Annotated in this window: 27 protein-coding genes; 22 read left to right on the top strand and 5 right to left on the bottom strand. The window is 43.9% G+C overall.

Annotated features, from left to right (window positions below):
- The first annotated feature begins 16 nt into the window (after nucleotides 1-16).
- From NF859_RS07125 to NF859_RS07090, 8 genes are all read left to right on the top strand, one after another.
- Entirely contained in the window at nucleotides 17-322 is a 306-nt protein-coding gene (locus NF859_RS07125) for a PRC-barrel domain-containing protein (RefSeq protein WP_252743630.1), read from the top strand.
- A 43-nt stretch (nucleotides 323-365) separates the two neighbouring features.
- Nucleotides 366-746 (top strand): hypothetical protein, encoded by a 381-nt coding sequence (locus NF859_RS07120; RefSeq protein WP_252743629.1) that lies wholly within the window; start codon nucleotides 366-368, stop codon nucleotides 744-746.
- A 106-nt stretch (nucleotides 747-852) separates the two neighbouring features.
- The gene (locus tag NF859_RS07115) at nucleotides 853-1,233 is read left to right on the top strand and encodes a DUF2178 domain-containing protein (protein WP_252743628.1); all 381 of its coding nucleotides are present in this window, start codon (nucleotides 853-855) and stop codon (nucleotides 1,231-1,233) included.
- Nucleotides 1,234-1,524, top strand: a complete 291-nt coding sequence (locus NF859_RS07110) for a hypothetical protein (protein WP_252743627.1) — start codon at nucleotides 1,234-1,236, stop codon at nucleotides 1,522-1,524. It abuts the gene before it with no gap.
- A complete protein-coding gene (locus NF859_RS07105) occupies nucleotides 1,525-1,824 on the top strand; it encodes a DUF2178 domain-containing protein (protein ID WP_252743626.1) in 300 nt (99 codons plus the stop codon). It begins immediately after the preceding gene.
- 2 nt (nucleotides 1,825-1,826) lie between these two features.
- On the top strand, nucleotides 1,827-2,024 hold the full coding sequence (locus NF859_RS07100) for a helix-turn-helix transcriptional regulator (protein WP_087037506.1): 198 nt from the start codon (nucleotides 1,827-1,829) through the stop codon (nucleotides 2,022-2,024).
- A gap of 20 nt (nucleotides 2,025-2,044) precedes the next feature.
- A complete protein-coding gene (locus NF859_RS07095) occupies nucleotides 2,045-2,785 on the top strand; it encodes an ABC transporter ATP-binding protein (protein WP_252743625.1) in 741 nt (246 codons plus the stop codon).
- Entirely contained in the window at nucleotides 2,786-4,060 is a 1,275-nt protein-coding gene (locus NF859_RS07090) for an ABC transporter permease (protein WP_252743624.1), read from the top strand. It abuts the gene before it with no gap.
- 10 nt (nucleotides 4,061-4,070) lie between these two features.
- On the opposite strand, the gene NF859_RS07085 is transcribed toward NF859_RS07090, so the two are convergent.
- Nucleotides 4,071-5,033 carry an inorganic phosphate transporter gene (locus NF859_RS07085; RefSeq protein WP_252743623.1) on the bottom strand — a complete coding sequence of 321 codons (963 nt, stop codon included), beginning with the start codon at nucleotides 5,031-5,033 and terminating at the stop codon, nucleotides 4,071-4,073.
- 254 nt (nucleotides 5,034-5,287) lie between these two features.
- Between NF859_RS07085 and NF859_RS07080 the strand changes: the two genes are divergently transcribed.
- The 9 genes from NF859_RS07080 (at nucleotide 5,288) to NF859_RS07040 (ending at nucleotide 13,299) form a co-directional block, all read left to right on the top strand.
- Nucleotides 5,288-5,845: a pyruvate/ketoisovalerate ferredoxin oxidoreductase subunit gamma gene (locus NF859_RS07080; RefSeq protein WP_252743622.1), complete on the top strand. Its 558-nt coding sequence runs from the start codon at nucleotides 5,288-5,290 to the stop codon at nucleotides 5,843-5,845.
- 39 nt (nucleotides 5,846-5,884) lie between these two features.
- A complete protein-coding gene (locus tag NF859_RS07075; RefSeq protein ID WP_004067085.1) occupies nucleotides 5,885-6,202 on the top strand; it encodes a 3-methyl-2-oxobutanoate dehydrogenase subunit delta in 318 nt (105 codons plus the stop codon).
- 9 nt (nucleotides 6,203-6,211) lie between these two features.
- The gene (porA, locus tag NF859_RS07070) at nucleotides 6,212-7,393 is read left to right on the top strand and encodes a pyruvate ferredoxin oxidoreductase (RefSeq protein WP_252743621.1); all 1,182 of its coding nucleotides are present in this window, start codon (nucleotides 6,212-6,214) and stop codon (nucleotides 7,391-7,393) included.
- A 5-nt stretch (nucleotides 7,394-7,398) separates the two neighbouring features.
- Nucleotides 7,399-8,334 (top strand): 3-methyl-2-oxobutanoate dehydrogenase subunit beta, encoded by a 936-nt coding sequence (locus tag NF859_RS07065; RefSeq protein ID WP_252743620.1) that lies wholly within the window; start codon nucleotides 7,399-7,401, stop codon nucleotides 8,332-8,334.
- Between the two features lie 62 nt (nucleotides 8,335-8,396).
- A complete protein-coding gene (gene porD / locus NF859_RS07060; RefSeq protein ID WP_252743619.1) occupies nucleotides 8,397-8,714 on the top strand; it encodes a pyruvate synthase subunit PorD in 318 nt (105 codons plus the stop codon).
- A gap of 10 nt (nucleotides 8,715-8,724) precedes the next feature.
- Complete coding sequence (porA, locus tag NF859_RS07055; RefSeq protein WP_252743618.1) at nucleotides 8,725-9,909, top strand: pyruvate synthase subunit PorA; 1,185 nt, start codon at nucleotides 8,725-8,727, stop codon at nucleotides 9,907-9,909.
- Between the two features lie 10 nt (nucleotides 9,910-9,919).
- Nucleotides 9,920-10,867, top strand: a complete 948-nt coding sequence (gene porB / locus NF859_RS07050) for a pyruvate synthase subunit PorB (RefSeq protein WP_252743617.1) — start codon at nucleotides 9,920-9,922, stop codon at nucleotides 10,865-10,867.
- 101 nt (nucleotides 10,868-10,968) lie between these two features.
- Nucleotides 10,969-11,850 (top strand): Mrp/NBP35 family ATP-binding protein, encoded by an 882-nt coding sequence (locus NF859_RS07045; RefSeq protein WP_252743616.1) that lies wholly within the window; start codon nucleotides 10,969-10,971, stop codon nucleotides 11,848-11,850.
- A 111-nt stretch (nucleotides 11,851-11,961) separates the two neighbouring features.
- Nucleotides 11,962-13,299: a hypothetical protein gene (locus NF859_RS07040; protein ID WP_252743615.1), complete on the top strand. Its 1,338-nt coding sequence runs from the start codon at nucleotides 11,962-11,964 to the stop codon at nucleotides 13,297-13,299.
- Here NF859_RS07040 and NF859_RS07035 read toward each other — a convergent pair.
- The 3 genes from NF859_RS07035 to NF859_RS07025 all read right to left on the bottom strand — a co-directional run bounded on the left by NF859_RS07035 (nucleotide 13,283) and on the right by NF859_RS07025 (nucleotide 14,990).
- Nucleotides 13,283-14,014: a DUF2110 family protein gene (locus tag NF859_RS07035; RefSeq protein WP_252743614.1), complete on the bottom strand. Its 732-nt coding sequence runs from the start codon at nucleotides 14,012-14,014 to the stop codon at nucleotides 13,283-13,285. The two genes, NF859_RS07040 and NF859_RS07035, sit on opposite strands and share 17 nt — an antisense overlap.
- A gap of 33 nt (nucleotides 14,015-14,047) precedes the next feature.
- On the bottom strand, nucleotides 14,048-14,578 hold the full coding sequence (gene tfe, locus NF859_RS07030; protein ID WP_289846445.1) for a transcription factor E: 531 nt from the start codon (nucleotides 14,576-14,578) through the stop codon (nucleotides 14,048-14,050).
- Between the two features lie 130 nt (nucleotides 14,579-14,708).
- The gene (locus NF859_RS07025; protein ID WP_004067064.1) at nucleotides 14,709-14,990 is read right to left on the bottom strand and encodes a hypothetical protein; all 282 of its coding nucleotides are present in this window, start codon (nucleotides 14,988-14,990) and stop codon (nucleotides 14,709-14,711) included.
- Nucleotides 14,991-15,137: 147 nt separating this feature from the next.
- Between NF859_RS07025 and NF859_RS07020 the strand changes: the two genes are divergently transcribed.
- Genes NF859_RS07020 through NF859_RS07010 form a run of 3 tightly spaced genes read left to right on the top strand, consistent with a single transcriptional unit; the run spans nucleotide 15,138 to nucleotide 17,714 of the window.
- Complete coding sequence (locus NF859_RS07020; protein WP_252743612.1) at nucleotides 15,138-16,106, top strand: ABC transporter ATP-binding protein; 969 nt, start codon at nucleotides 15,138-15,140, stop codon at nucleotides 16,104-16,106.
- Nucleotides 16,103-16,906, top strand: a complete 804-nt coding sequence (locus tag NF859_RS07015; protein WP_289846444.1) for an ABC transporter permease — start codon at nucleotides 16,103-16,105, stop codon at nucleotides 16,904-16,906. Before NF859_RS07020 ends, NF859_RS07015 begins: the two co-directional genes overlap by 4 nt.
- Nucleotides 16,893-17,714 carry an ABC transporter permease gene (locus NF859_RS07010; RefSeq protein WP_252743611.1) on the top strand — a complete coding sequence of 274 codons (822 nt, stop codon included), beginning with the start codon at nucleotides 16,893-16,895 and terminating at the stop codon, nucleotides 17,712-17,714. The genes NF859_RS07015 and NF859_RS07010 overlap by 14 nt, the downstream gene beginning before the upstream one ends.
- Here the strand turns inward: NF859_RS07010 and NF859_RS07005 are convergent.
- The gene (locus tag NF859_RS07005; protein WP_252743610.1) at nucleotides 17,711-18,589 is read right to left on the bottom strand and encodes an ADP-dependent ribose-1-phosphate kinase; all 879 of its coding nucleotides are present in this window, start codon (nucleotides 18,587-18,589) and stop codon (nucleotides 17,711-17,713) included. The genes NF859_RS07010 and NF859_RS07005 overlap by 4 nt on opposite strands.
- A gap of 152 nt (nucleotides 18,590-18,741) precedes the next feature.
- Between NF859_RS07005 and NF859_RS07000 the strand changes: the two genes are divergently transcribed.
- Nucleotides 18,742-20,112, top strand: a complete 1,371-nt coding sequence (locus tag NF859_RS07000) for a TldD/PmbA family protein (RefSeq protein WP_252743609.1) — start codon at nucleotides 18,742-18,744, stop codon at nucleotides 20,110-20,112.
- Nucleotides 20,113-20,117: 5 nt separating this feature from the next.
- Entirely contained in the window at nucleotides 20,118-21,437 is a 1,320-nt protein-coding gene (locus NF859_RS06995) for a TldD/PmbA family protein (RefSeq protein WP_252743608.1), read from the top strand.
- The last annotated feature ends 6 nt before the right edge of the window (nucleotides 21,438-21,443 follow it).

Below are 21,443 nucleotides of genomic sequence, written 5' to 3'. Positions count from 1 at the left end.
ATTGGAGGGGACTAAGATGGTGAAAATTAAGGCATCAAAGCTTAGGGATATGGAGCTTATAACTGACACTGGAATAAGACTCGGATGGCTTTACGATCTGAGTTTTGATGAGGAAACCGGAGAAATTTTGGTGATTGTTGCTGAGCCCGACGAAGACCTAGACACTAGTGAGTTTGTTACCGATCATGAAGGCCTTCTCCTCATACCGATGAAGGCCGTTAAGAGCATCGGAGAGTTTATTGTTATTGATCACAGCAAACTCGCTGTAAAGTCCAAGCTAAGAAGGATTTCAACGATAAAGGAGAAACTTCAAAGACCTTGACCTTTTCTACTTCCTCTAATTTTAGGAATCACCCGGTGATTGCATGGAGATTAAGCGCTGGGGTGTTTGGATATCTGCTTTTGTCTTCATGATTTTATTTGTAATTCTCACAAACCACTTTATAAAATCTAAAAATCCTGATAAAGCTGCGATATCTGTAATTCTGGCTTTTTGTTCCATATATTTGGGAATGAAACTTGCAGGAATTGAAAAGAGCAAAGAGGAGAAAATTAGGGAAATGAGAGTTTTAACTTTGACTTTTGAGATTTCTGCTCCGATAATAGCGGCATTCTCCGTATGGAAGTTAGCGAGCAGTTATGGGACAAAGGAGTTTGAAATCCTCAGTAGATACTTTTTTGTTGTAGTACAGCTCCTTGTGTATTCTTCTTTGGTCGCAATGCTTTACTATTGGCTCAAAAAGTAGAAAGGATTTTTGGAGTGTTTAATTGAGGGTAGTGAGGGTTTTAGCATAAAGGTTATAAGGATGTAAAGGAAACTTTACGTAAAGGAAACTTTACATGGTGAGAAGGATGAGCAAGCTTGTCCATCTTCCACCACTAGTTGGTGTTATGACAGTGGGATGGATAATGGGTTGGGCACTCCCAGAGGGAAAAGTTGAAGTATCCGTGGCGGTTTTTGTCTTAGGAGCGTTTTTCATTCACACCTATTACTTAATCTTTGAAAATAGGGGTCATGTCTTCGAGGACGAGCGTACAAAAAGGATAAGTGAAATTGCCGCAGTAAGAACCATTCAAATTGTAGAAGTAGCTTTGGCTATCGCTATGATAGCTCTCACAGGAAAGCTGAGTGATCCAAAGTTTGCGGGGGCTTTTGCTGCCATAGGACTCACACTTGCTGGAATGCTTTTCCTACATTTCATTCTAAGGCATTATTACGCGAGGGTGATGTGAATGAACCCATTGGCGGTTTACTATCTAATTGTCCTCTCAATCGCTCTCATTTCGGCTTGTTTAAATTATATGAGACGCAAAGCTTTGGGGGAAAAGCTAGACGAGAGGGGAGAGAATATCAGCAGACTAGCAGCGAAGAAGACCCTTCAAGCGTTGCAAGTGTTCGTTGGTTTAATGTTGTTTTATGAGGCCTTCTGGGGGAGGGAGCGCTGTATTGTATTAGTGATCGTTGCTCTTATCAGCTTTTTCCTTCCAACGATTCTTGAAATTCACTATTCCAGGGTGATGTGAATGAACGAATTGCTCATCGTTGCAGTTATCTCCCTTATTGGTGGAGCTCTTCTTGGAACTTTGATGACGAGAATTATGCTTCGAGAAATAGGGCTTCCCGCCGATGAGAGAGCGAGGGAAATAGATAAAAGGACTGCACTTAAAACTTTGGAGCTCGTTATGATTGTCGACATCATTTTATTATTTTATCATTGGTTTGTTACAAAAAACAGCGATGCTAGGGACACAGCTTTGATAATCTTCATGGCGATATTCTTTAGCATCTGGATCTTTAGAGCATACTACGCTAGGAGGATGTGAGCATGAAGAACCGTCTCCGCGAGCTCAGAGAAGAGAGAGGACTAACGCAAGAGGAGCTTGCCAAAGCCCTTGGCGTCACGAGGCAGACGATAATAGCGATAGAGAAAGGCAAATACGACCCATCTCTAAGGTTAGCCTTTAAGATAGCAAGGTTTTTTAACACGAAAATTGAGGATATATTCATATACGAAGAAGAGTAATCCTGTAGGAGGGTGAGAAGTTGCCCGCTGTAAAAGTTGAAAACCTTGAGAAGGACTACGGAAAAGTCAAGGCTCTCAAAGGAATAAGTTTTGAGATTAAGGAGGGAGAAATCTTCGGCTTAATTGGTCCTAACGGCGCTGGAAAGAGCACAACGCTCAAGATTCTAGCAACTTTGTTAACTCCAACGGGGGGAAAGGCTGAAGTTTTTGGCCACGATATAGTTAAAGAGGGAGATGAAGTAAGGAAGCTCATAAGCTACCTTCCGGAGGAAGCTGGGGCTTATAAGAACCTCAAGGGAATTGAGTACCTCCAGTTCATGGCAAAGCTTTATGCTAAAACGGGAAAGAGCTATGAAGAGATGCTTAAGCTTGGTATAAAGCTTAGTGGCCTTGGGGATAGGCTGAACGACAAAATTTCCACGTACTCAAAGGGTATGACGAGAAAGCTTTTGCTTGCGAGGGCTTTGATGGTTGAGCCTAAGCTTGCCATTCTGGATGAGCCGGCAAGCGGGCTGGACATAATAAATGCGTACTCCATAAGGCAGACGATAAAGAGCTTTGCAAGAGAGAAGGGGATAACATTTCTAGTTTCGAGCCACAACATGCTTGAGGTAGAGTTTCTCTGTGATAGGGTTGCTCTGATAAACCGTGGTGTGATAGTTGAGATCGGAACCCCAAAAGAGCTGAAGGAAAAATACGAAGCGGAAAACCTCGAAGAGGTCTTTATGTCCATAATCCAAACGGGCGGTGGAGGTGTTTGAATGAGCGACTTCTGGATACTCGTAATGAAAGAACTCAAAGACCTTCTGAGAGACAAGGGGCTCATCTTTGGCATAATAATAGTACCTCTAATCATATATCCCGCCTTGGGACAGATGATGCAGGTAGGTTTTGAACAGGCTCAAGAGGAAACTAAAGTTGTATTGGTGAACCTTGATGAAGGTCAATACGGCGATCTGCTGATCAAAGCTTTAGAAACTGCCCCTAATGTGACTCTAACCAAGATAGATGCCTTGAGCATTGATGAAGCTATCAGGAAAGCTCAAGAGAAAAACTACAACATGATTGTAATAATTCCACAGAACTTTTCAAAGGCTATAGAAAACAACCAAAAAGCTCAGGTGGAGGTGTATGGCATAATCAAGGGGATAAGTGGAGGCATGAGGGAAGCGGTAAGTGAAGGTAGAATAAACGCTGTGCTGACGGTTCTCAACGAGTATCTCGCGAAGCTAAAGATACAGCAGAACATAGAAGGTGACCCGGAGGCTATTCTAAGACCAATAGACGCAAAAAGCTTCACCGTAATTAAGGGGCGCATTGTTGCCGTTCCACCTTCGTTGGTAGCGAACATCATAGCATCTCAGTCTTTTTCTATGCCTATCGTAATATTCATAATGATAATATTGGTTGCCCAAATGTCAGCCGGGAGCATGGCTATGGAAAAGGAGAACAAAACTCTCGAAACCCTCCTCACTCTGCCCGTGAAAAGGATAACTATTGTGGCTGGAAAAATGGTAGGAACGGCTGTAATAGGCATAATAGCAGCAATAGCCTATATGATAGGTATGAGAAACTATCTCGGGAGCTTGACTTCTTCAGCCCAAGTTGGAATTTCCCTTGAAGACCTTGGACTGGCAGTTACTCCACAAGGGGCGGCACTTTTTGTTCTTATAATGTTCCTAGCGATGATATTCGCTTTGAGCTTCGCTATGCTGCTTGCTGTTTTTGCAGAGGACACAAAGAGCGCAAACACCGTAGTAAGTGCGGGAATAATGCCGCTGGCATTTCCTACGTTCATACTCATGTTTGCAGACATAGAAACTTTGCCTTTGGCAATCAAGTATTTTTTGCTAGCAATCCCCTTCAGCCACCCGATATTGGCTTCTAGGGCAATGCTTATGGGAGAATATTCCACAATGTACGCCAGTGCAATCTATTTAGGAGCTATATCAGTACTGACGCTCTTTGTAACCGCAAGGTTTTTCACAACAGAAAAAATCCTCACGGCAAAGCTGAGATTTAGGAGAAGAGGGTAATTTTTCTTTTTTAAATTAATCCCGAGAATTGGAAAAGCTTGAAGATTCCGAGGGCTAAGGCTATGCTAACTGTTGGTGTAGCGATCCATCCAAACGCTATCTCCCATATAACTTTCTTCTCTACTCCCCTTCCTGCCGCAAGTCCTACTCCAACAACTCCTCCCACTATAGCCTGGCTTGAGCTAACTGGGAGCCCAAACATGTTCGCCAAGCTAACCGCTATAGCTGAGCCGAATTGGGCTGAAAAAGCCGAGATGGGGCCGAGGGATGTAATCTTTTTACCCACCGTGTACATTACGGCGTAGCTGAACGTTAAAGAACCCAAGGCTAAACTTAACGCCCCAAACATTCCAGCAGTTTTTGGACTAAAGAAGCCTGCCCCAACGAGAAGACCCGTTGCATTTGCCACCTCATTTGCCCCAAAGTTAAATGCCATGTATGATCCTCCGAGAACAGCAAGCCACTTGTAAAGAAACTCAATTCTCCCCAAGCTTTTAATGCTGTTTATTATTTTTCCATAAAACCTAAAGAGTATCAGGGCGAATAAACCCGCTAAAATAGGGGAAAACACCCAGGCTCCAGCTATTTTCAATAGAGTCTCCCATTTTATCGGAGCATTTATCGCTATTCCAACTCCCACAACTCCTCCAACTATGGCTTGGGTGGTGGACACGGGGAGCCCCTTTATAGTTGCTATAGTGACCCAAATACCAGCCGCAAGGAGGGCTATTATGGCAATTTTGAGTGTGAGGTACTCTGGAGGAACAATTCCTTTGCCTATTGTTTTCATAACCTTGTAGCCCTTCAGGTAAGCCCCAAGCATGACGAATATTGCTATGGTTAATGTTGCCTGATGGAAGCTTAGCAGTCCAGCCCCTACTGCAGTTCCCATTGCATTTGCGCTATCGTTGGCTCCTATGTTCCATGCTATGTAGAATGTAATTGCAATTGCCGCTATTACTATTGCCTCCATTGTCTTCACCATCTATATAGTCTATATAGTGGAGGAGAGCTTAAAAAAATTAACTCTTGTGCTTTCCTGTTTTTTCATGTTTTACAAACGTAAAGGCATTTTTTGTGTCTGCTGGTGTATCATATTATCCATTGAACATACTATTTGTTCACTTTTACTCAAAGACAGATGCCGAAAGAGGTTTCTTGCCATACCGAAAACTAAATAAATGCACTAGGTGAAATAATACCGACAAAACTTGGGAGGAAGAGACGATGATAGAGATTCGTTTTCACGGTAGAGGTGGACAAGGTGCAGTTACAGCCGCAAACATTCTAGCCGAGGCAGCTTTCTTAGAGGGCAAGTACGTCCAAGCGTTCCCGTTCTTTGGTGTTGAAAGAAGAGGTGCTCCAGTTACAGCTTTCACAAGAATTGACGACAAGCCAATTAGAATCAAGACCCAGATTTATGAGCCAGATGTTGTAGTTGTCCTTGATCCCTCTCTCTTGGATACGGTTGACGTTACGGCCGGTCTTAAAGAGGGAGGAATGGTAATTGTAAACACCGAGAAAACCAAGGAGGAAGTCCTCGAGAAGCTCAAGAAGAAGCCAGCCAAACTAGCACTCGTTGACGCTACAACAATAGCCCTTGAAATTCTCGGCTTGCCGATTACAAATACCTCAATTCTTGGTGCTGTTGCAAAAGCAACTGGGATAGTTAAGATAGAAAGCGTGGAAGAGGCCATCAAGGATACTTTCTCCGGAGAGCTCGGCGAAAAGAACGCTAAAGCCGCAAAGGAAGCCTTTGAGAAGACTGTTGTTTACGAGCTTTGATTTTTCCTTCCTTTAAAATCCATTTAGGGGTGAAACGTCTTGAATACTTTATTCGGGGAGAAGAAGGCAAAAGCTGAAAAAATGGTATTTAAGTCCGTTGATGAGTATCCAGAGGCCCCAATAACACTAGGGACGACACTATCAAACTTCACAGGCGATTGGAGAACTTTCATGCCAGTTATCGATGAGAGCAAGTGTATAAAGTGTTACATCTGCTGGAAGTTCTGTCCGGAGCCAGCAATATACATCAAGGAGGATGGCTACACTGCGGTAGATTATGACTACTGCAAGGGTTGTGGAATCTGTGCAAACGAATGCCCAACAAAGGCAATAAGCATGGTAAGAGAAGAGAAGTGAGGTGGTAAAATGCCAAAGAAAGTTGTAAGTGGTAATTACGCTGCAGCTTACGCTGCTAAACATGCTAGAGTTGAGGTTGTAGCCGCTTATCCTATCACACCTCAAACCTCAATTATTGAGAAAATAGCCGAGTTCATTGCTAATGGAGAAGTTGAAAACCTTCAATATGTGCCCGTTGAGAGCGAGCACTCTGCAATGGCTGCCTGTATAGGTGCTTCAGCAACAGGTGCTAGGGCTTTTACTGCTACCTCCGCTCAAGGTCTTGCCCTAATGCACGAGATGCTCCACTGGGCGGCTGGAGCAAGGCTCCCAATTGTTATGGTTGATGTTAACAGAGCTATGGCTCCTCCGTGGAGTGTTTGGGATGATCAAACTGACTCCCTAGCGCAAAGAGACACAGGATGGCTTCAATTCTACGCCGAAAACAACCAAGAGGTTTATGACGGAGTATTGATGGCATTCAAGATTGCAGAGCATGAGAAGGTTAACCTTCCTGTAATGGTAGTTGAAAGTGCCTTCATCCTCAGTCACACTTACGATGTAGTTGACATGCCGGAGCAGGAAGAGATAGATGAATTCCTCCCACCGAGGAAGCCATTATACACACTTACTGACTTTGAAAACCCATTCTCAGTTGGTGCCTTAGGAACTCCAGCTGACTATTATGAGTTTAGATACAAGATAGCCAAGGCAATGGAAGAGGCAAAGAAGGTCATCAAAGAGGTTGGAAAGGAATACGGCGAGAGATTTGGAAGGGATTACAGTCAGATGATAGAGCTCTACAAGACTGATGATGCTGAGATAGTCTTCATGGGGATGGGCTCTCTTATGGGAACCGTAAAAGAGGCAGTTGACATGCTCAGAAGTGAGGGCTATAAGGTCGGAGCGGCTAAGGTTAGATGGTTCAGACCGTTCCCGAAGGAAGAGCTCTACGAATTGGCAAAGAACGTTGAAGGAATAGCGGTTCTCGATAGGAACTTCTCCTTTGGGCAAGAGGGAATCCTCTTCAACGAGGCTAAGGGTGTCCTCTACAACACTGACGCAAAGCCAATAATGAAGAACTACATCGTTGGACTTGGTGGAAGAGACCTTACAGTGAACGATGTGAAGACAATAGCCAAGAACATGAGAGAGATAATCCAAAAAGGCAAGCTCGATAGGGAAATTGAATGGTACCACTTGAAGAGGTGAGAAAAATGGAGCTTCCTGCTGATGTTAAGAAAAGATTAACCCTTCCCTTTGAAGAGCACTTTTATGCTGGGCACACTGCTTGCCAAGGTTGTGGTGCAGCCTTGGGTTTGAGATACGTCCTTAAAGCCTATGGAGGAAAAGCAATATTCACAATTCCAGCATGCTGTTCTACAATCATAGCCGGCCCATGGCCCTACACTGCTTTAAATGCTCCCCTCTTCCACACTGCATTTGAGACAACGGGTGCGGTAATTAGTGGTATTGAGGCGGCATTAAAGGCAAAGGGATACAAGGTAAAGGGCGAAGATGGAATAATGGTCGTTGGATGGGCCGGAGATGGTGGTACAGCTGACATCGGTCTTCAGGCCTTGAGCGGTTTCCTTGAGAGGGGACACGATGCCCTTTACATCATGTACGACAACGAGGCTTACATGAATACCGGTATCCAGAGGAGTTCCTCAACCCCATATGGAGCATGGACAACCAATACTCCGGGTGGAAAGAAGCACTTCCTTGAGCAGAGGCCAAAGAAGAAGGTTATCGATATTGTTATAGCCCACAAGCCGGCTTATGCAGCAACTGCGAGCGTTGCCTATCCAGAGGACTTCATGAGAAAGCTCAAAAAGGCTCAAACAATTAAGGGACCCTCTTTCATTCAGCTCTTTGCACCATGCCCAACTGGGTGGAGAAGCCCAACAGACAAGAGCATAGAAATCGCCCGTTTAGCGGTTCAGACTGCATACTTCCCGCTCTTTGAATACGAGAATGGAAAATACAAGATAAACATGCCTTCACCAAACAAAGAACCAAAGCCCCTTGAGGAGTACCTCAAGCTCCAGGGAAGATTTAAGTACATGACAAAGGAGGATATAGAGATACTCCAAGAATGGGTGCTCAAGGAATGGGAAGAGCTCAAGAAGAAGGCTGAGCTCTTCGGTTGATTTTTATTTCTTTTTGCGAAAAGTTTAAAGAAAAGTGTGATAACTCACTCGGGGTGGTATGTATGGCGGAAAGTCCTTTCAAGGCCGATATTGAGAGAGTCCAAAAGGAGTATAGCGAAAAAATGACACCAGGTGCAATAGTCTACATTCCCGGAAGCAGCGTTGTTAACAAGACCGGCGGTTGGAGAGTTTTCATGCCAAAGTTTAACAAAGATAAGTGCGTCAGATGTTTCTTGTGCTACACCTTCTGTCCAGAGCCCGCAATTTATCTGGACGAGGAAAGTTATCCAGTGTTTGATTACGACTATTGTAAGGGTTGTGGAATCTGTGCAAACGAATGCCCAACCAAAGCAATTGAGATGGTTAGAGAAGTCAAGTGAGGTGGTATAAATGCCTATGAGGAAAGTTATGAAGGGTAATGAAGCTGCTGCTTGGGCAGCTAAGCTTGCAAAGCCAAAAGTTGTTGCTGCATTCCCAATTACACCGTCAACTCTCGTTCCCGAAAAGATTAGTGAATTTGTCGCCGATGGAGAAATGGATGCCGAGTTCATAAAAGTTGAGAGCGAGCACTCAGCAATTTCTGCATGTGTTGGTGCCTCTGCTGCAGGAGTTAGAACCTTTACAGCAACTGCTTCCCAAGGTTTGGCTTTGATGCATGAGGTTCTCTTCATAGCTGCAGGAATGAGGCTCCCAATTGTTATGGCAATTGGTAATAGAGCCCTCTCAGCCCCAATTAACATCTGGAACGACTGGCAGGACACGATAAGTGAGAGAGATACTGGATGGATGCAGTTCTATGCGGAGAACAACCAAGAGGCACTTGACTTGATATTAATCGCCTTTAAGGTTGCAGAAGATGAACGCGTTTTGCTCCCAGCAATGGTTGGATTCGATGCGTTCATATTGACCCACACAGTAGAGCCAGTTGAGATCCCAGATCAAGAGGTAGTTGACGAGTTCCTTGGGGAGTACGTTCCAAAGCACGCTTACCTTGATCCGGCTAGGCCTATTACTCAGGGCGCCCTTGGGTTCCCAGCTCACTACATGGAGGCAAGATACACAGTTTGGGAGGCTATGGAAAACGCGAGAAAAGTTATCAAGGAAGTATTTGACGAGTTCGAGAAGAAGTTCGGTAGAAGGTATCACATGATTGAGGAATACAAGACAGATGATGCTGAGATAATTCTCCTCACTATGGGCTCACTTGCTGGAACACTCAAAGAGTTCGTGGATAAAAAGAGGGAAGAAGGAGTGAAGATCGGAGCAGCAAAGATGACGGTTTACAGACCATTCCCAATTGAGGAAATTAGGGCCCTCGCTAAGAAGGCAAAGGTTCTTGCAATTCTCGAAAAGGACATCAGCTTTGGAATTGGCGGTGCGGTTTTTGCAGACACCAGCAGAGCACTCATAAATGAGAAAGAGAAGCCAATAGTCCTAGACTTCATACTCGGCCTTGGTGGAAGAGACGTCACATTTGAGAACCTTGAGGAAATCGTTGAAATATCAAAGAAAGCCCTTGAAGGAGAGAAAGTTGAGGAAGTCAACTGGATAGGATTGAGGAAGGAGATTTTGTGAGGTGATTATGATGGCTGTTAGAAAGCCCCCTATCACAACTCGCGAATACTGGGCACCTGGTCACGCTGCATGTGCCGGTTGTGGACCGGCTATAGTCATGAAGCTTGCCACAAAGGCATTTAGTGAGGCTATGGAAGAGAAGTACGGTGATCCAAACGCTTTTGCAATAGCTCACGCCACAGGATGTATGGAAGTTGTCTCTGCTGTTTTCCCATACACAGCTTGGAAAGCTCCATGGGTTCACGTAGCTTTTGAAAACGCTGCTGCTGCAGCCAGCGGTGTTGAAGCTGCATGGAAGAAGCTCGGCAGAAAAGGAAAGATACTTGCTATTGGTGGAGATGGTGGTACAGCTGACATTGGTCTCCAAGCACTCTCCGGAATGCTTGAGAGAAGGCACAACGTGGTCTACCTCATGTACGATAACGAGGCCTACATGAATACCGGTATCCAGAGGAGTTCCTCAACCCCATATGGAGCATGGACAACCACCTCACCTCCAGGGAAGTACTCAATTGGTGAGGACAAGCCAAAGAAGTGGGTGGCATTAATAGCTGCAGCCCACCAAATCCCATACGTTGCAACGGCTAGCATTGGGGATCCATATGATTTCTACAGGAAGATGAAGAAGGCAGCTAGTGTTGATGGGCCAGCGTTTGTTCAGGTTTTGGCGCCATGTGTCCCTGGATGGAGGATTCCACCGGAGAAGACAATTGAAGTAGCCAAGCTAGCGATTGAAACAGGTCTTTGGCCACTATTTGAGATTGAGAACGGAGACTTCCACAACATAAAGTTCCAGAGGTTCCCCAAGGATGGAAAGTTCAAGAAGCCAATTGAAGACTATCTTAGGTTGCAAGGAAGATTTAAGCACCTCTTCAAGAGACCCGAGGCGATACAAGAGCTCAAGAACCAGATAAAGGAGCTATGGAGAATTCTCGGTAAAGAAGTCGAACTTCCGTGAATTTTCCTCTTTTTTTGTTACCCATTTTTGTGTAATATTGTGTATTTTGTGAGCAAAACTTATAAGCATTTTTAGACTAGCCTAAACCAGAGGTGATGGTAATGACAATAAAAACTCCGCCTAGTTTTAACGTACCCGGATTGGGTGTTGATCCTCTCACCCAGAGGATAAAGGAAAAAGAGAAGCAGTGGAAATACAAAGTAGCGGTCTTAAGTGGAAAAGGAGGCGTTGGAAAATCTACAGTCGCAGTAAACCTAGCGACGGCCCTTGCAAAGCAGGGCTATTTCGTGGGCATTTTGGATGCAGATGTGCACGGCCCAAACGTGGCAAAAATGCTTGGTGTTGAAAATGCTGAAGTTCTTGCAGAGAAGTTTGAGGATGGACATTTCGAGATGATACCTCCAATGAACGACTTTCTGGGTCAAACAACTCCAATTAAGGTCATGAGTATGGGACTCATGGTTCCTGAAGACCAGCCAATAATATGGAGGGGCTCTCTCGTCACAAAAGCCATTAAACAGCTTCTCGGTGATGTAAAGTGGGGAAGCTTGGACTTCATGATCGTGGACTTTCCTCCAGGAACGGGAGACCAAATCTTAACCGTTACTCAAACAATCCAGCTCGATGCGGCTATAATAGTCACCACCCCTCAAGAGGTGGCTTTGCTTGATACCGGTAAAGCGGTAAATATGATGAAGCAGATGAACGTTCCTTACATAGCGGTCATTGAGAACATGAGCTATCTAATATGCCCCCATTGTGGAAATAAAATTGATCTCTTTGGAGAGGGAGGCGGAGAAAAATTAGCAAAGAAGGAAGGAGTTGACTTCCTTGGAAAAGTTCCTATAGATTTGAAGGCTAGAGAGGCAAGCGACAACGGTATACCCATAGTCCTTTATGAAGACACTCCGGCGGCAAAAGCATTTATGGAAATAGCCCAAAAACTTGTTACAAAACTGGAAGAGCTAAAGAAAAAAGAGTAAAGCTTAAATCTCTTTTGAATTATTACCTATCGATGCGCGGCTGAGATCGGCATGGGCCGAAACCATGATGCCGCGCTGGACCTGGCTACATAATTTTATTCGGTGGAGGAAATGAAGAAATTTTTAGTCATGATGCTCCTCTTTATGCTTCCCCTGGCTTCTGCGTCTCAGTTAGAGTTCTATCCCAATGAAAATGCCTTTGAAGAGTTTTTATCTGATGGGAAGACATATTATGTGATCACCGGAGAGAGCGACTATTCTAAAGCATGGGGATGGTACGTTGATGAGAAGCTTTCTCGGTTTAAAGCGAGAGGAGATGAAGTTCTGGTTCTTGTTGGGAATGTGTACGACAACCCAGAGATGAAAAAGCTCTGGAATTTAACGGGATTACCTCCAGAGGCTTCTTTGAAACCATCCGTTATAGTTCTCAACAACCTCGTGTTCCTCACGGGAGATGAGAATAACATATATCTCATAGAAAAGGCATTTTCACAGCATTACAGATTCAGAAACAGAGAGGAATATGCTCTCTTATTCGCAGGTATTCTCTTATCGCTTTTCTTTGCGTTTTTGTTCTCCAGGCATGGAACATATACTCACTTTTTCTACCTTCTCGTGATGTCTCTCTTTGCACTCTGGATTTCAAACTCGATGCCCTTTACTATCGGCGAAGACTTCCTTAAGAATACCTTTCAAAGTGCCTTGCTGGGGGATAAAGGCTCGCTTCTATCTTTTGCTCTCAATTCCTATTTCCAAGTCTATTCTCCGACGGAAGAAGCCCTCCTTGTTCTTCATTTATTTATCCTCTTCTTCACGTCCACTCTGATATTTTTTACAGCTCCAAAGCCATATAGGGAGCTCGGCTTTCTAGTTTTTGGACTTACGTTTGCGTCTCCCTCTTTCAGGGGCTCTATTACAGATCTTTCCACGAGTATCAGCGTGTTTCTCTTAGTCCTTGTTGCAGCGCTTACACTAAATGCAAAATTCACGGAAGAAAGCCCTAAGGTAATAGGGCACGTCTTTCTCCTCTCACTTATAGTTGCGGCGTGCAGTTTGGTGTGGCCTTATCTGATTGTTTTTCCATTTTTCACGTTTTTTGTCTTTCCAACAAAGTCTATAAGAAATTCCATTTACGTTGGTCTGAGCATTACCTTCTTTATTTTGGGAATAAATGTTTTTTCAATTCCAACTATTTCCCTATCTTTTGATCCTAGCTCTCTTCTCGTCTTTTTGAGGGAGGGAATTCTTCAACTGATTTTAATATCTTATCTGTTGTTTAACTTCAGAAGATCAGTATTAAATATGAGAGGGGGAAAGGCATTGTTCTTCTGGCTTCTAGTTGTCTTTATTCCGTTATTGGCTTACTCTTCTCAGCTCTTCCCAATGGTTCAGTACATCTCTTCAGCTCTTGCAGTTAGACTGATATGTGAGCTCACTCTTCAAACTTAATTGCCCCAAACACCGCGGCTTTTAGATGAGGTCCTATCTCCTTAATAATTCCAGGGGCCTGTGTGCCCTTTTTAAGAACCAAAAGAGTTTCCATAAGTCCAAGCTCTTCGAGTCTTTTTACATCTCTTGAATGTCCTGTTTTTATTAGTGCTTCTTCGACCTTTTCACTTATTGTGCCAGCGACGAATATCTTGTCATATCCATCGGTTGTCCACTTTTCTATTTGTTTTAGCTGCCTTTCGCTGAATTTTCCTTCCATCTCTCTAGCCCCAAACTCCACTTTTGTGATTTCTAATTCTACTGGCAAATGATCTACCCAGCCAAACTCTCTTATGAACTGTCTAGCCGGCTTGTCTCCAAAGGTGGACTTGAGATAATAAAGGGGGATCAAAACATCCTTTGGGGTCGGCGAGAATACTCCAATGTCAACGTAGACTCCATAACCTACTTTTCCAAGGTCAATAAACCTTCCCCTGTATGTTTCCCCTTCCTTTACCTTGCTTAACTTATATGGAACTTCCCCAAACTCCTCCCGTATGAGATTTGCAGAAATTTCTTCGTCTTCTCCTTCGAGGGATATTTTAGCCCATTGTTTTTGAGTGATCCCTATCTTCCACGAAACTTCCAGATCTCCAATAAGGGATTTAAGCTTTTTATTGAGCTTTTCAAAGCCACTCCTATCGCCATATATCTTCTCAAGAATAACAATCTCCATCTTATCATCCCCGCAGTTCATTAAAGTTAAAAATCACGCCTTTATTCCCAGTTCCTTTTCAAGCTTCTTGATTTTTTCTTGGAGCTCTTTAACTATTTCGCTGTTGTCGTACTGCATAAGCATTTCACCGCACAGAGGGCATCTGAACTCATATTCCATTGCCTCATCAAAAGTCAGTCTTGGATGACCGGGAGTTCCGCAGTGGTAGTAGACTTCTTTAGTTTCCTCCTCAAGCATCTCTTTTAATCTTTTGAGCTCCTGCATTTTTCTTGCTCTTATGATTTCCGGTAATCTCCTTGTTTCGAGGCGCCAGTAATAGTAGTACCATCCTGTATCTTTGTCCCTAACCCTTCTGAATTCTGCAAGCTGATTGTCGTAGAGGGCGTATAAGATTTTTCTGACGGTATTTACCCTAATTCCAGTCATCTCCGCTATCTCTTCATCGGTTGCCTCTTTTTTCTTTTCGAGAGCCTTGATTACCTCAATCGCCTCTTCTCCGCCTATCTCCTCTGCGAATTTCAGGAGTTCTTTGTTTTTTCTTCTGGCCATAAGTAAGACCTCCAAGTCTTTGGATTTTATCTTAAAAATTGATTTTGTGAACGCTGTATGAACCCACTAATTATATATTTGGGCTCCGTAGTATATATAGGTTTTTGTCGAAAAAAGAAGCTTAATGTACAAAAAAGGACTTCAGCTATTCGCTAAAATACTCATCAACAAGCTCCTTTGCAGAGGGCTTATAGAGCTCAAGAATTTGAATATCTTCTATAACATTCCCCTCTCTAAGCTTTAGCTTAACTTTACCACCATAAACCTGAAGATCAAGAAGCCCGTATATTGCATCTTCAGCCTCTAGAGGGGTTTTAAACTTCATTATATACTCGCCACTCTCATCTATGAGCTTTACCCAGTATTCGTTTTTCCTCTTAAAAGGCCGGGTAACTTTCGGCTTGAATTTCTCAATTGTTATTTCCAATGAAGCCACCTCCATGATACAGTTGCCCTTTAAGCCTTTTGCAGTCTTTTTTATGGTTTATCTTTGTTACCATTTTTAAGCCTTTGCATGTTAAAAACCACTATCTTTATGTATTCTGATCAGCATGAGTATCTTAGGGGAACAGTTATGTATGCAGTTGAGGTCTTTGATTTGAAGAAGAGGTATCCTAAAAAGATTCCTCTCCCGTTAAGAAAGGTAGAATGGGTTGAGGCGGTTAAGGGCATCAGCTTTAAGGTTAAAAAGGGCGAACTTTTTGGCCTTCTTGGGCCCAATGGGGCTGGAAAGACCACTACAATAAAAATGCTAACCACTCTGCTTGAGCCTACTGAAGGAGAAGCGAAAATCTTGGGATATGATATAAGGAAAGATGCAAGGGAAATTAGAAAGAGAATAAACCTTGTGGCAGAGGGAGAGAGAACTCTTTACTGGCGTTTGAGTGCGTACGAAAACCTGAAATATTTTGCGAGGATTTATTATGTCCCCAAGAGAGAGGAAAAAGAAAGAATTGAAGAACTCCTCAGATTGGTTGGACTGTGGGAGAGGAAAGATGATTTGGTTATGAACTACTCGAGGGGGATGAAGCAGAGGCTGGCTATAGCAAAGGCTTTGATAAACGACCCGGAAGTTCTGTTTTTGGATGAACCTACCCTAGGCTTAGATGTGCAGAGCTCCATATTCGTTAGGGAATTTATAAGGAAGCTTGTTGATGAGAAAGGAAAAACCGTCCTCCTAACGACTCACTACATGATCGAGGCGGAGCAGCTCTGTGATAGGATAGCCATAATAGACCATGGTAGGATTATAGCCCTCGATACTCCGGATGGGCTTAAAAAACTTGTTAAAGACGAAGATGCCGTGGAAATACGCCTCAAATGGGAGGGTACTTTTGATAGCTTACCTTGGAGAATGGCGGTTGTAGATGAGGATTCCGAAAGGGGAATTATAACCTTAAGAGGCCAGATGGATGAGGAAGAGCTTCCCAAGCTAGTCGAGTGGCTTGTAAAGAAGGGAGCGAAAATAATAAGCGTAGAACAGAAAGAGCCAACTCTTGAGGACGTTTTTATAAAGCTCACCGGAAGGGGGTTAAGGGATTGATATTGCCTGCTGTAATAGAGAAGGAATTTAGGATGTTTTTCAGGTATCCTTTGAGGGTAATAAGCTCTATTCTCGTTGGGTTAGTTTTCCTTCTTCAGTTTGTCTTCTTTGGGCAGGCTGTCCTTGGAGGGAGGTATTCACAGCTTTTGGCGAGCTCTACGGGCATGGGGGATTATCCAACGTACGCTTTGATTGGCTACGTTTTGTGGTGGGTTTCAGTTTCGCCGATGGAAGCTTATGTATGGGGAGTAAGGAGAGAGCTCCAAAGGGGAACCTTTGAGATGAATGTTCTTTCTCCAGCGAGGATTTTAGAGCTCCTCTCCGGATTGGCTGTTAGCTGGCTTTTAATGGATTCTGCTCTCATGGGAATCGTCTTTGTAATTGGTGCCTTGATATTTGATATTCCTCTCACGTTTGCAATAATTCTGAAGTCTATTCCAATTATTCTGGCATCACTATTGGCTTTTTTGGGATTTGGGTTCATCTTTGCTGGGCTTGTGATGCTTCTAAAGAACATAGGGCCTTTTGCTCAGATATTTGAGTTTGGAATGCTCTTTTTCTCCGGCGTCTTCTTCCCCCTTAGTGTAATGCCCAAATGGCTGGTTGCTTTTTCAAAGGTGTTTCCACTTACCCATGCTGCCTCCGCTGTTAGGGCAATCTTTGTTGGAAAAACCTACGCAGAAATACAAGGGGAGATAGTGTGGCTTCTCTTTTTAGTTCCTCTCTACTGGATGATTGGGTATCTAATTTTCAAATGGGCTGAAAAGATAACCCGGGTGGTTGGTTATGGAGGTTACTAACGAACTCAGAGCGCTTTACGGTGTTGCAGTTAAGAGCTGGAGAATCTTCTTGAGTTATAGGGTGTGGTTTATCAGCGATGTCATGTTGGGGTTTTTCTTTGTTGGCCAGGCTCTGCTGATAGGAATAGGCCTCACCGGAGAGAGAAATTCCCCCGCACTTCAACAGCTTACTGGATACTCAGACTACGTGACTTTTGCAGTCTTGGGATTTATGGTATTGGGCTTTGGCTTGACTTTTCTAAGCGGCTTTGTGTGGAGCGTTGTTGATGAACTCTATGCTGGCACCCTCGAGTACTCCTTTGCAGCCCCAATAAGGAGACTGACGTTTTTCATGGGCAACGTTCTTACCAGAATTTTCTTGTCACTAATCTACATGGCAATTTACATTCCCCTTTTTGTCGTGATATTTGACATTAGCTTTAACTTCTTCAATTTTATCAAAGCCCTCCCAGTGTTGCTTGTGGGTACGGTGGGAATGATAGGGATGGGAATGGCCGCCGCTGGCATCGTTCTTTATTTAAAAGACCCGGGTCCGTTTATAACGATTCTTGAAATGCTGGTCTTTGCTTTAAGCGGTGCGATGTATCCAATTTCAATCTTGCCTAAGGGATTGCAGATAATGGCGAAAATCCTTCCCTATGCCCCAACTAGTGAAGCCGTAAGAAAAGTTGTTGCCTATGGCTATGAAAAATCTGTTGGAGAGATTTCCTATCTTATAGTTCTTTCTCTGCTCTATGCCCTTTTGGGATACTTGGGATACAAGTGGAGCGAAAAGCAAGCAAAAACCGTTGGCTTAAAGAGCTACTAAAAGGGAAGTCCTAAGTTCAGCTCTTCTGCTATTTTTTTAATCTCCTCCAGTGGAATAATTGCGCTTCTGGCACCAACTTTCTGTACCGTTAGATATGCTAGTAGAGTTCCAAGTTTTGCCGCATCCCTCAGCTCCCATCCTTTAAGAATCCCATAAATAAATCCAGCATCAAAGGCATCTCCGGCTCCGGTGGAATCTACTACTTCAGCACTCAGCCCTCTAATCTCAAAAACTTTTCCTTTATCATCTCTAACCATCGCTCCACCACCGTTTAATGTTATGATGACGTTTTTAGCTTTAACATCATGGATTTTCTCCAGGCTTCCATACTTTCGCTTGAACTCATCTTCGTTCATCAGCAGGTAGGTTATTTTGTCTTCAACAGACTTTGGCACCTCAGCCTCACCTATATCCAAGGAAACGGAAATTCCATTCTCAAAGGCAAAGTTAGCAGTCTTTTCAATGAGCTCTTTTGGGTTTGATGACATGTGGATGTGCCTAGCTTTGGAAAGGTACTCAAAATCAACGTCTCTGTATGCGTTAGCACCGAGGTGCTTTACTATCCTCTTGTCCTCTCCTTTTATCAGGGAGATAGCTATTCCCGAGTGCTCGTTAACAACTTTAATGCCCCCCACATCAACGCCAATCTTCTTAAAATAGTTTATGTGTGCCTCGCCAATCTCATCGTTACCGACTGCTCCAATAAATCCCACCTTAACTCCCATATGGGCTAACCAAGAAGCGGTATTGCCTGCAGCACCCCCCAATCCGAAGTGGGCTCTCTTGGCAATTACCTTCTCATGAAACTCGGGAAATCTCTCCACGAGGAGGGTTATATCATAGTTGAGGTTTCCTATTGCAATTACATCAAACATTCTCTCACCCCTAACATCTTCCCCGCTTGACCGATTTATATTTTTCTCCTCTAAACGTTCTTTTGTATACATCTTTGCTCGAGATAACGCTTTTATAGTCCTGGGTGTTAATTTAAATGATTATCTAAACCTTTAGATTGTGGGTGATATGCATGGAAGATAGATTAGAAAAAGCCCTTAACTGGGCTCTCGAAAACTTCAAAGCGGACTACATAGAAATCCGCTATGAAAACATCAGCAAGAACACTCTGGAGCTCAAGGATGGAACTTTCACGACTTTTGCAGGCAAGGGACAAATGGGAGTTGCTATTAGGGTTCTAGCAGATGGAGCTTGGGGATTTGCCTCAACAAACAGACTTGAAAACCTTGAAAAAGCCATAGAAAGCGCATACAGACTTGCAAAAGCAACGGCAAAAGCCAAAAAGGAGAAAATTCAGCTTGCAGAGATAAAGACTCACGAGGATGTAGTGAAGAGCAAGATGAAAATAAAGCCCAGAGAAGTCCCAATAGAGGAAAAAGTTGAGAGGCTAATGGACTTGGAGGCTCTTCTCAAAGAAGACGGAGCCATAAAATCAACGTGGCTTCGCTATGAAGACGCAAGCGGGGAAAAGATCCTCATAACAAACGAGGGTACAAAGATAAAGTGGGATTTGAACTACGTATGGCAGTATGTCTGGGCAACTGGCAAGGAAGGGGAAAGGCTTGCCGCTGCAAGAGATGAGGTCGGAGCGGTAGACTACGGCTGGGAGCTTTTCAAAGAAAAAGAGCCCAACGAAGAAGTCGCCAAGAGGGTCATTAGAAAAGTTCATGCACAGTTAGAGGGCGTTGCACCAAAGCGGGGAGAATTCCCAATAGTTGCCGGGCCGATAGTGGTGGGCATTATAGCCCACGAAGCTCTTGGACACCTTGCAGAGGCGGATTTGACAATAAACTCTCCGTTTAAAGATTTGATTGGAAAGCAGATTGCTCCGGAATACGTTACAATGAGCGAGCGCATAGTTGAAGGGGGCTTTGGAAACGACCGCTATGACGATGAGGGCGTTCCGGTCAAAGACATTCACATAATTGAAAACGGAATTTTGAAGGAGATAATGCTCAACAGAGAATATGCCCACAAGTGGAATATGGAGCCAAACGGCCACGCGAGGGCTGAAAACTACACCTATCCCCCGATAATAAGAATGCGTAACACAATTTTTGAGCCGGGAGACTGGAAGTTTGAGGAGATGATAGAGGACATCAAGTTCGGCTATTATGTAGTTGATTTCAGAGGAGGCCAGGCACAGCTCAACTCAGCCTTCCAAGTAGGAGTTCAAGAGGGCTACATGATTGAGAACGGCGAGATAACAAAGCCCATAAGGGACACTTCAATAAGCGGAATTGCCATCGAAGCATTAAAGAAGATAAGTGCCGTAGGAAATGACTTTGGTCTCGAAATGGGGAGATGTGGAAAAGGACAGACGGCTTTTGTAAGTTCTGGTGGGCCACATATGCGCTTTGATGGGGGAATAATAATAGGGTGATAAAGATGGAAGAGCTAATTCGTTTTGGAGAAAGATTCTTTGATGAGCTTGAGATTGCCATGTACAAGAGCAGGGAGGCAGGTGTTCAAATTGAGCTCAATGAGGTCTCCACTTCAGCCTTAAGGGAGAGAGTTGTTACCGTTGTTAGGGGTGTTAAAGACAAAAGGCTTGGAGTTGCCATCGTTGACAGCGGAGATAAAGAGAAAATCAAAGAGGCTGTAGAGAGAGCATATAAAATGGCAAAGCTCAACAAGCCCGATGAAAAGTGGGTTTCATTCCCAGAGCCTGGAAAGTACAGAGAGCCAAGAAAAGTTGATAAAGAACTTAAAGAAGTTTCTCCAGACTACTTCGTGGAGCTCGCGAAAGAAGGCATTGGAATGGCGTCGGAAGAAGGGATAGTTGTTGCAGGTGGCGGTGGCGGAACAGAATGGGGAGAAAGCCTGATAATGAATTCCCACGGTGTTAACGTATCTCAAGAAGGCGGAGGGGCTTTCTTTTACATTGAACTCGTTGGGATGAGGGAAGGAAAAGTGACCCCCGGCATTTTTGACTTCGATGCTAAGCTTTCCCTCAAGCTTGATATAGAAAGCGTCGTTAAAAACGCTTTGCAAAAAGTTAAATGGGCATTTAAAACCGAAAAAAGCAAGACAGAGGAAGCAAAAGTAGTAGTAGAACCATGGGCAGTTTCGAGCCTTTTATCCTATGCACTATTCCCGGCATTCAGTGGAGAGAGGCTTGTCAAGGGCACAACTCCGTTAGCTAATAAAATAGGTGAAAGTGTTTCAAACGAGCTCCTCACAATCTATGACGATCCGCTTCACGAGCTCAGCATAAACCCGGTTATAGCGGACGATGAGGGCGTTCCAACGAAGAGAAATGTAATAGTGGAGAAAGGAGTTTTCAAAGGCTTTATATGGGACAACTACTGGGCAAAGATTCACGGAACTGAAAGCACTGGAAATGGAAAGAGGAACCTGTCTACCGGAGGAATAAGCATAGGGTTCCACAACGTCGTGATTGAGAACGGCAAGAGAAGCCTCGAAGAGATTATCGAGGAGATAGAGCATGGCTATCTTGTAGATGGCTTCCAGGGAGCTCATTCAAGCAACCCAGACAATGGAAACTTTGCCGTTGTAGCTAATCCAGCATTTCTAATTGAGAATGGGGAGGTAAAGGGCGCTACAGTGTTCATGATGAGCGGCAACGTTTATGAGCTGTTGCCAAACCTCTACGCGGTAAGCAAAGAGCAAAAAGTACTGCCCTTCGGAGGAAGCATGGTTGTGCCTTCAATGGCCTTCGAGAACGTTAGAATAGCGGGAAAGTAGGATAAT

This window comes from Thermococcus alcaliphilus, from assembly GCF_024054535.1.
Classification (GTDB): Archaea; Methanobacteriota_B; Thermococci; order Thermococcales; family Thermococcaceae; genus Thermococcus_A; species Thermococcus_A alcaliphilus.
Note: the sequence above shows the minus strand (reverse complement) of the source record. Positions and strands in the feature narration are given on the sequence as shown.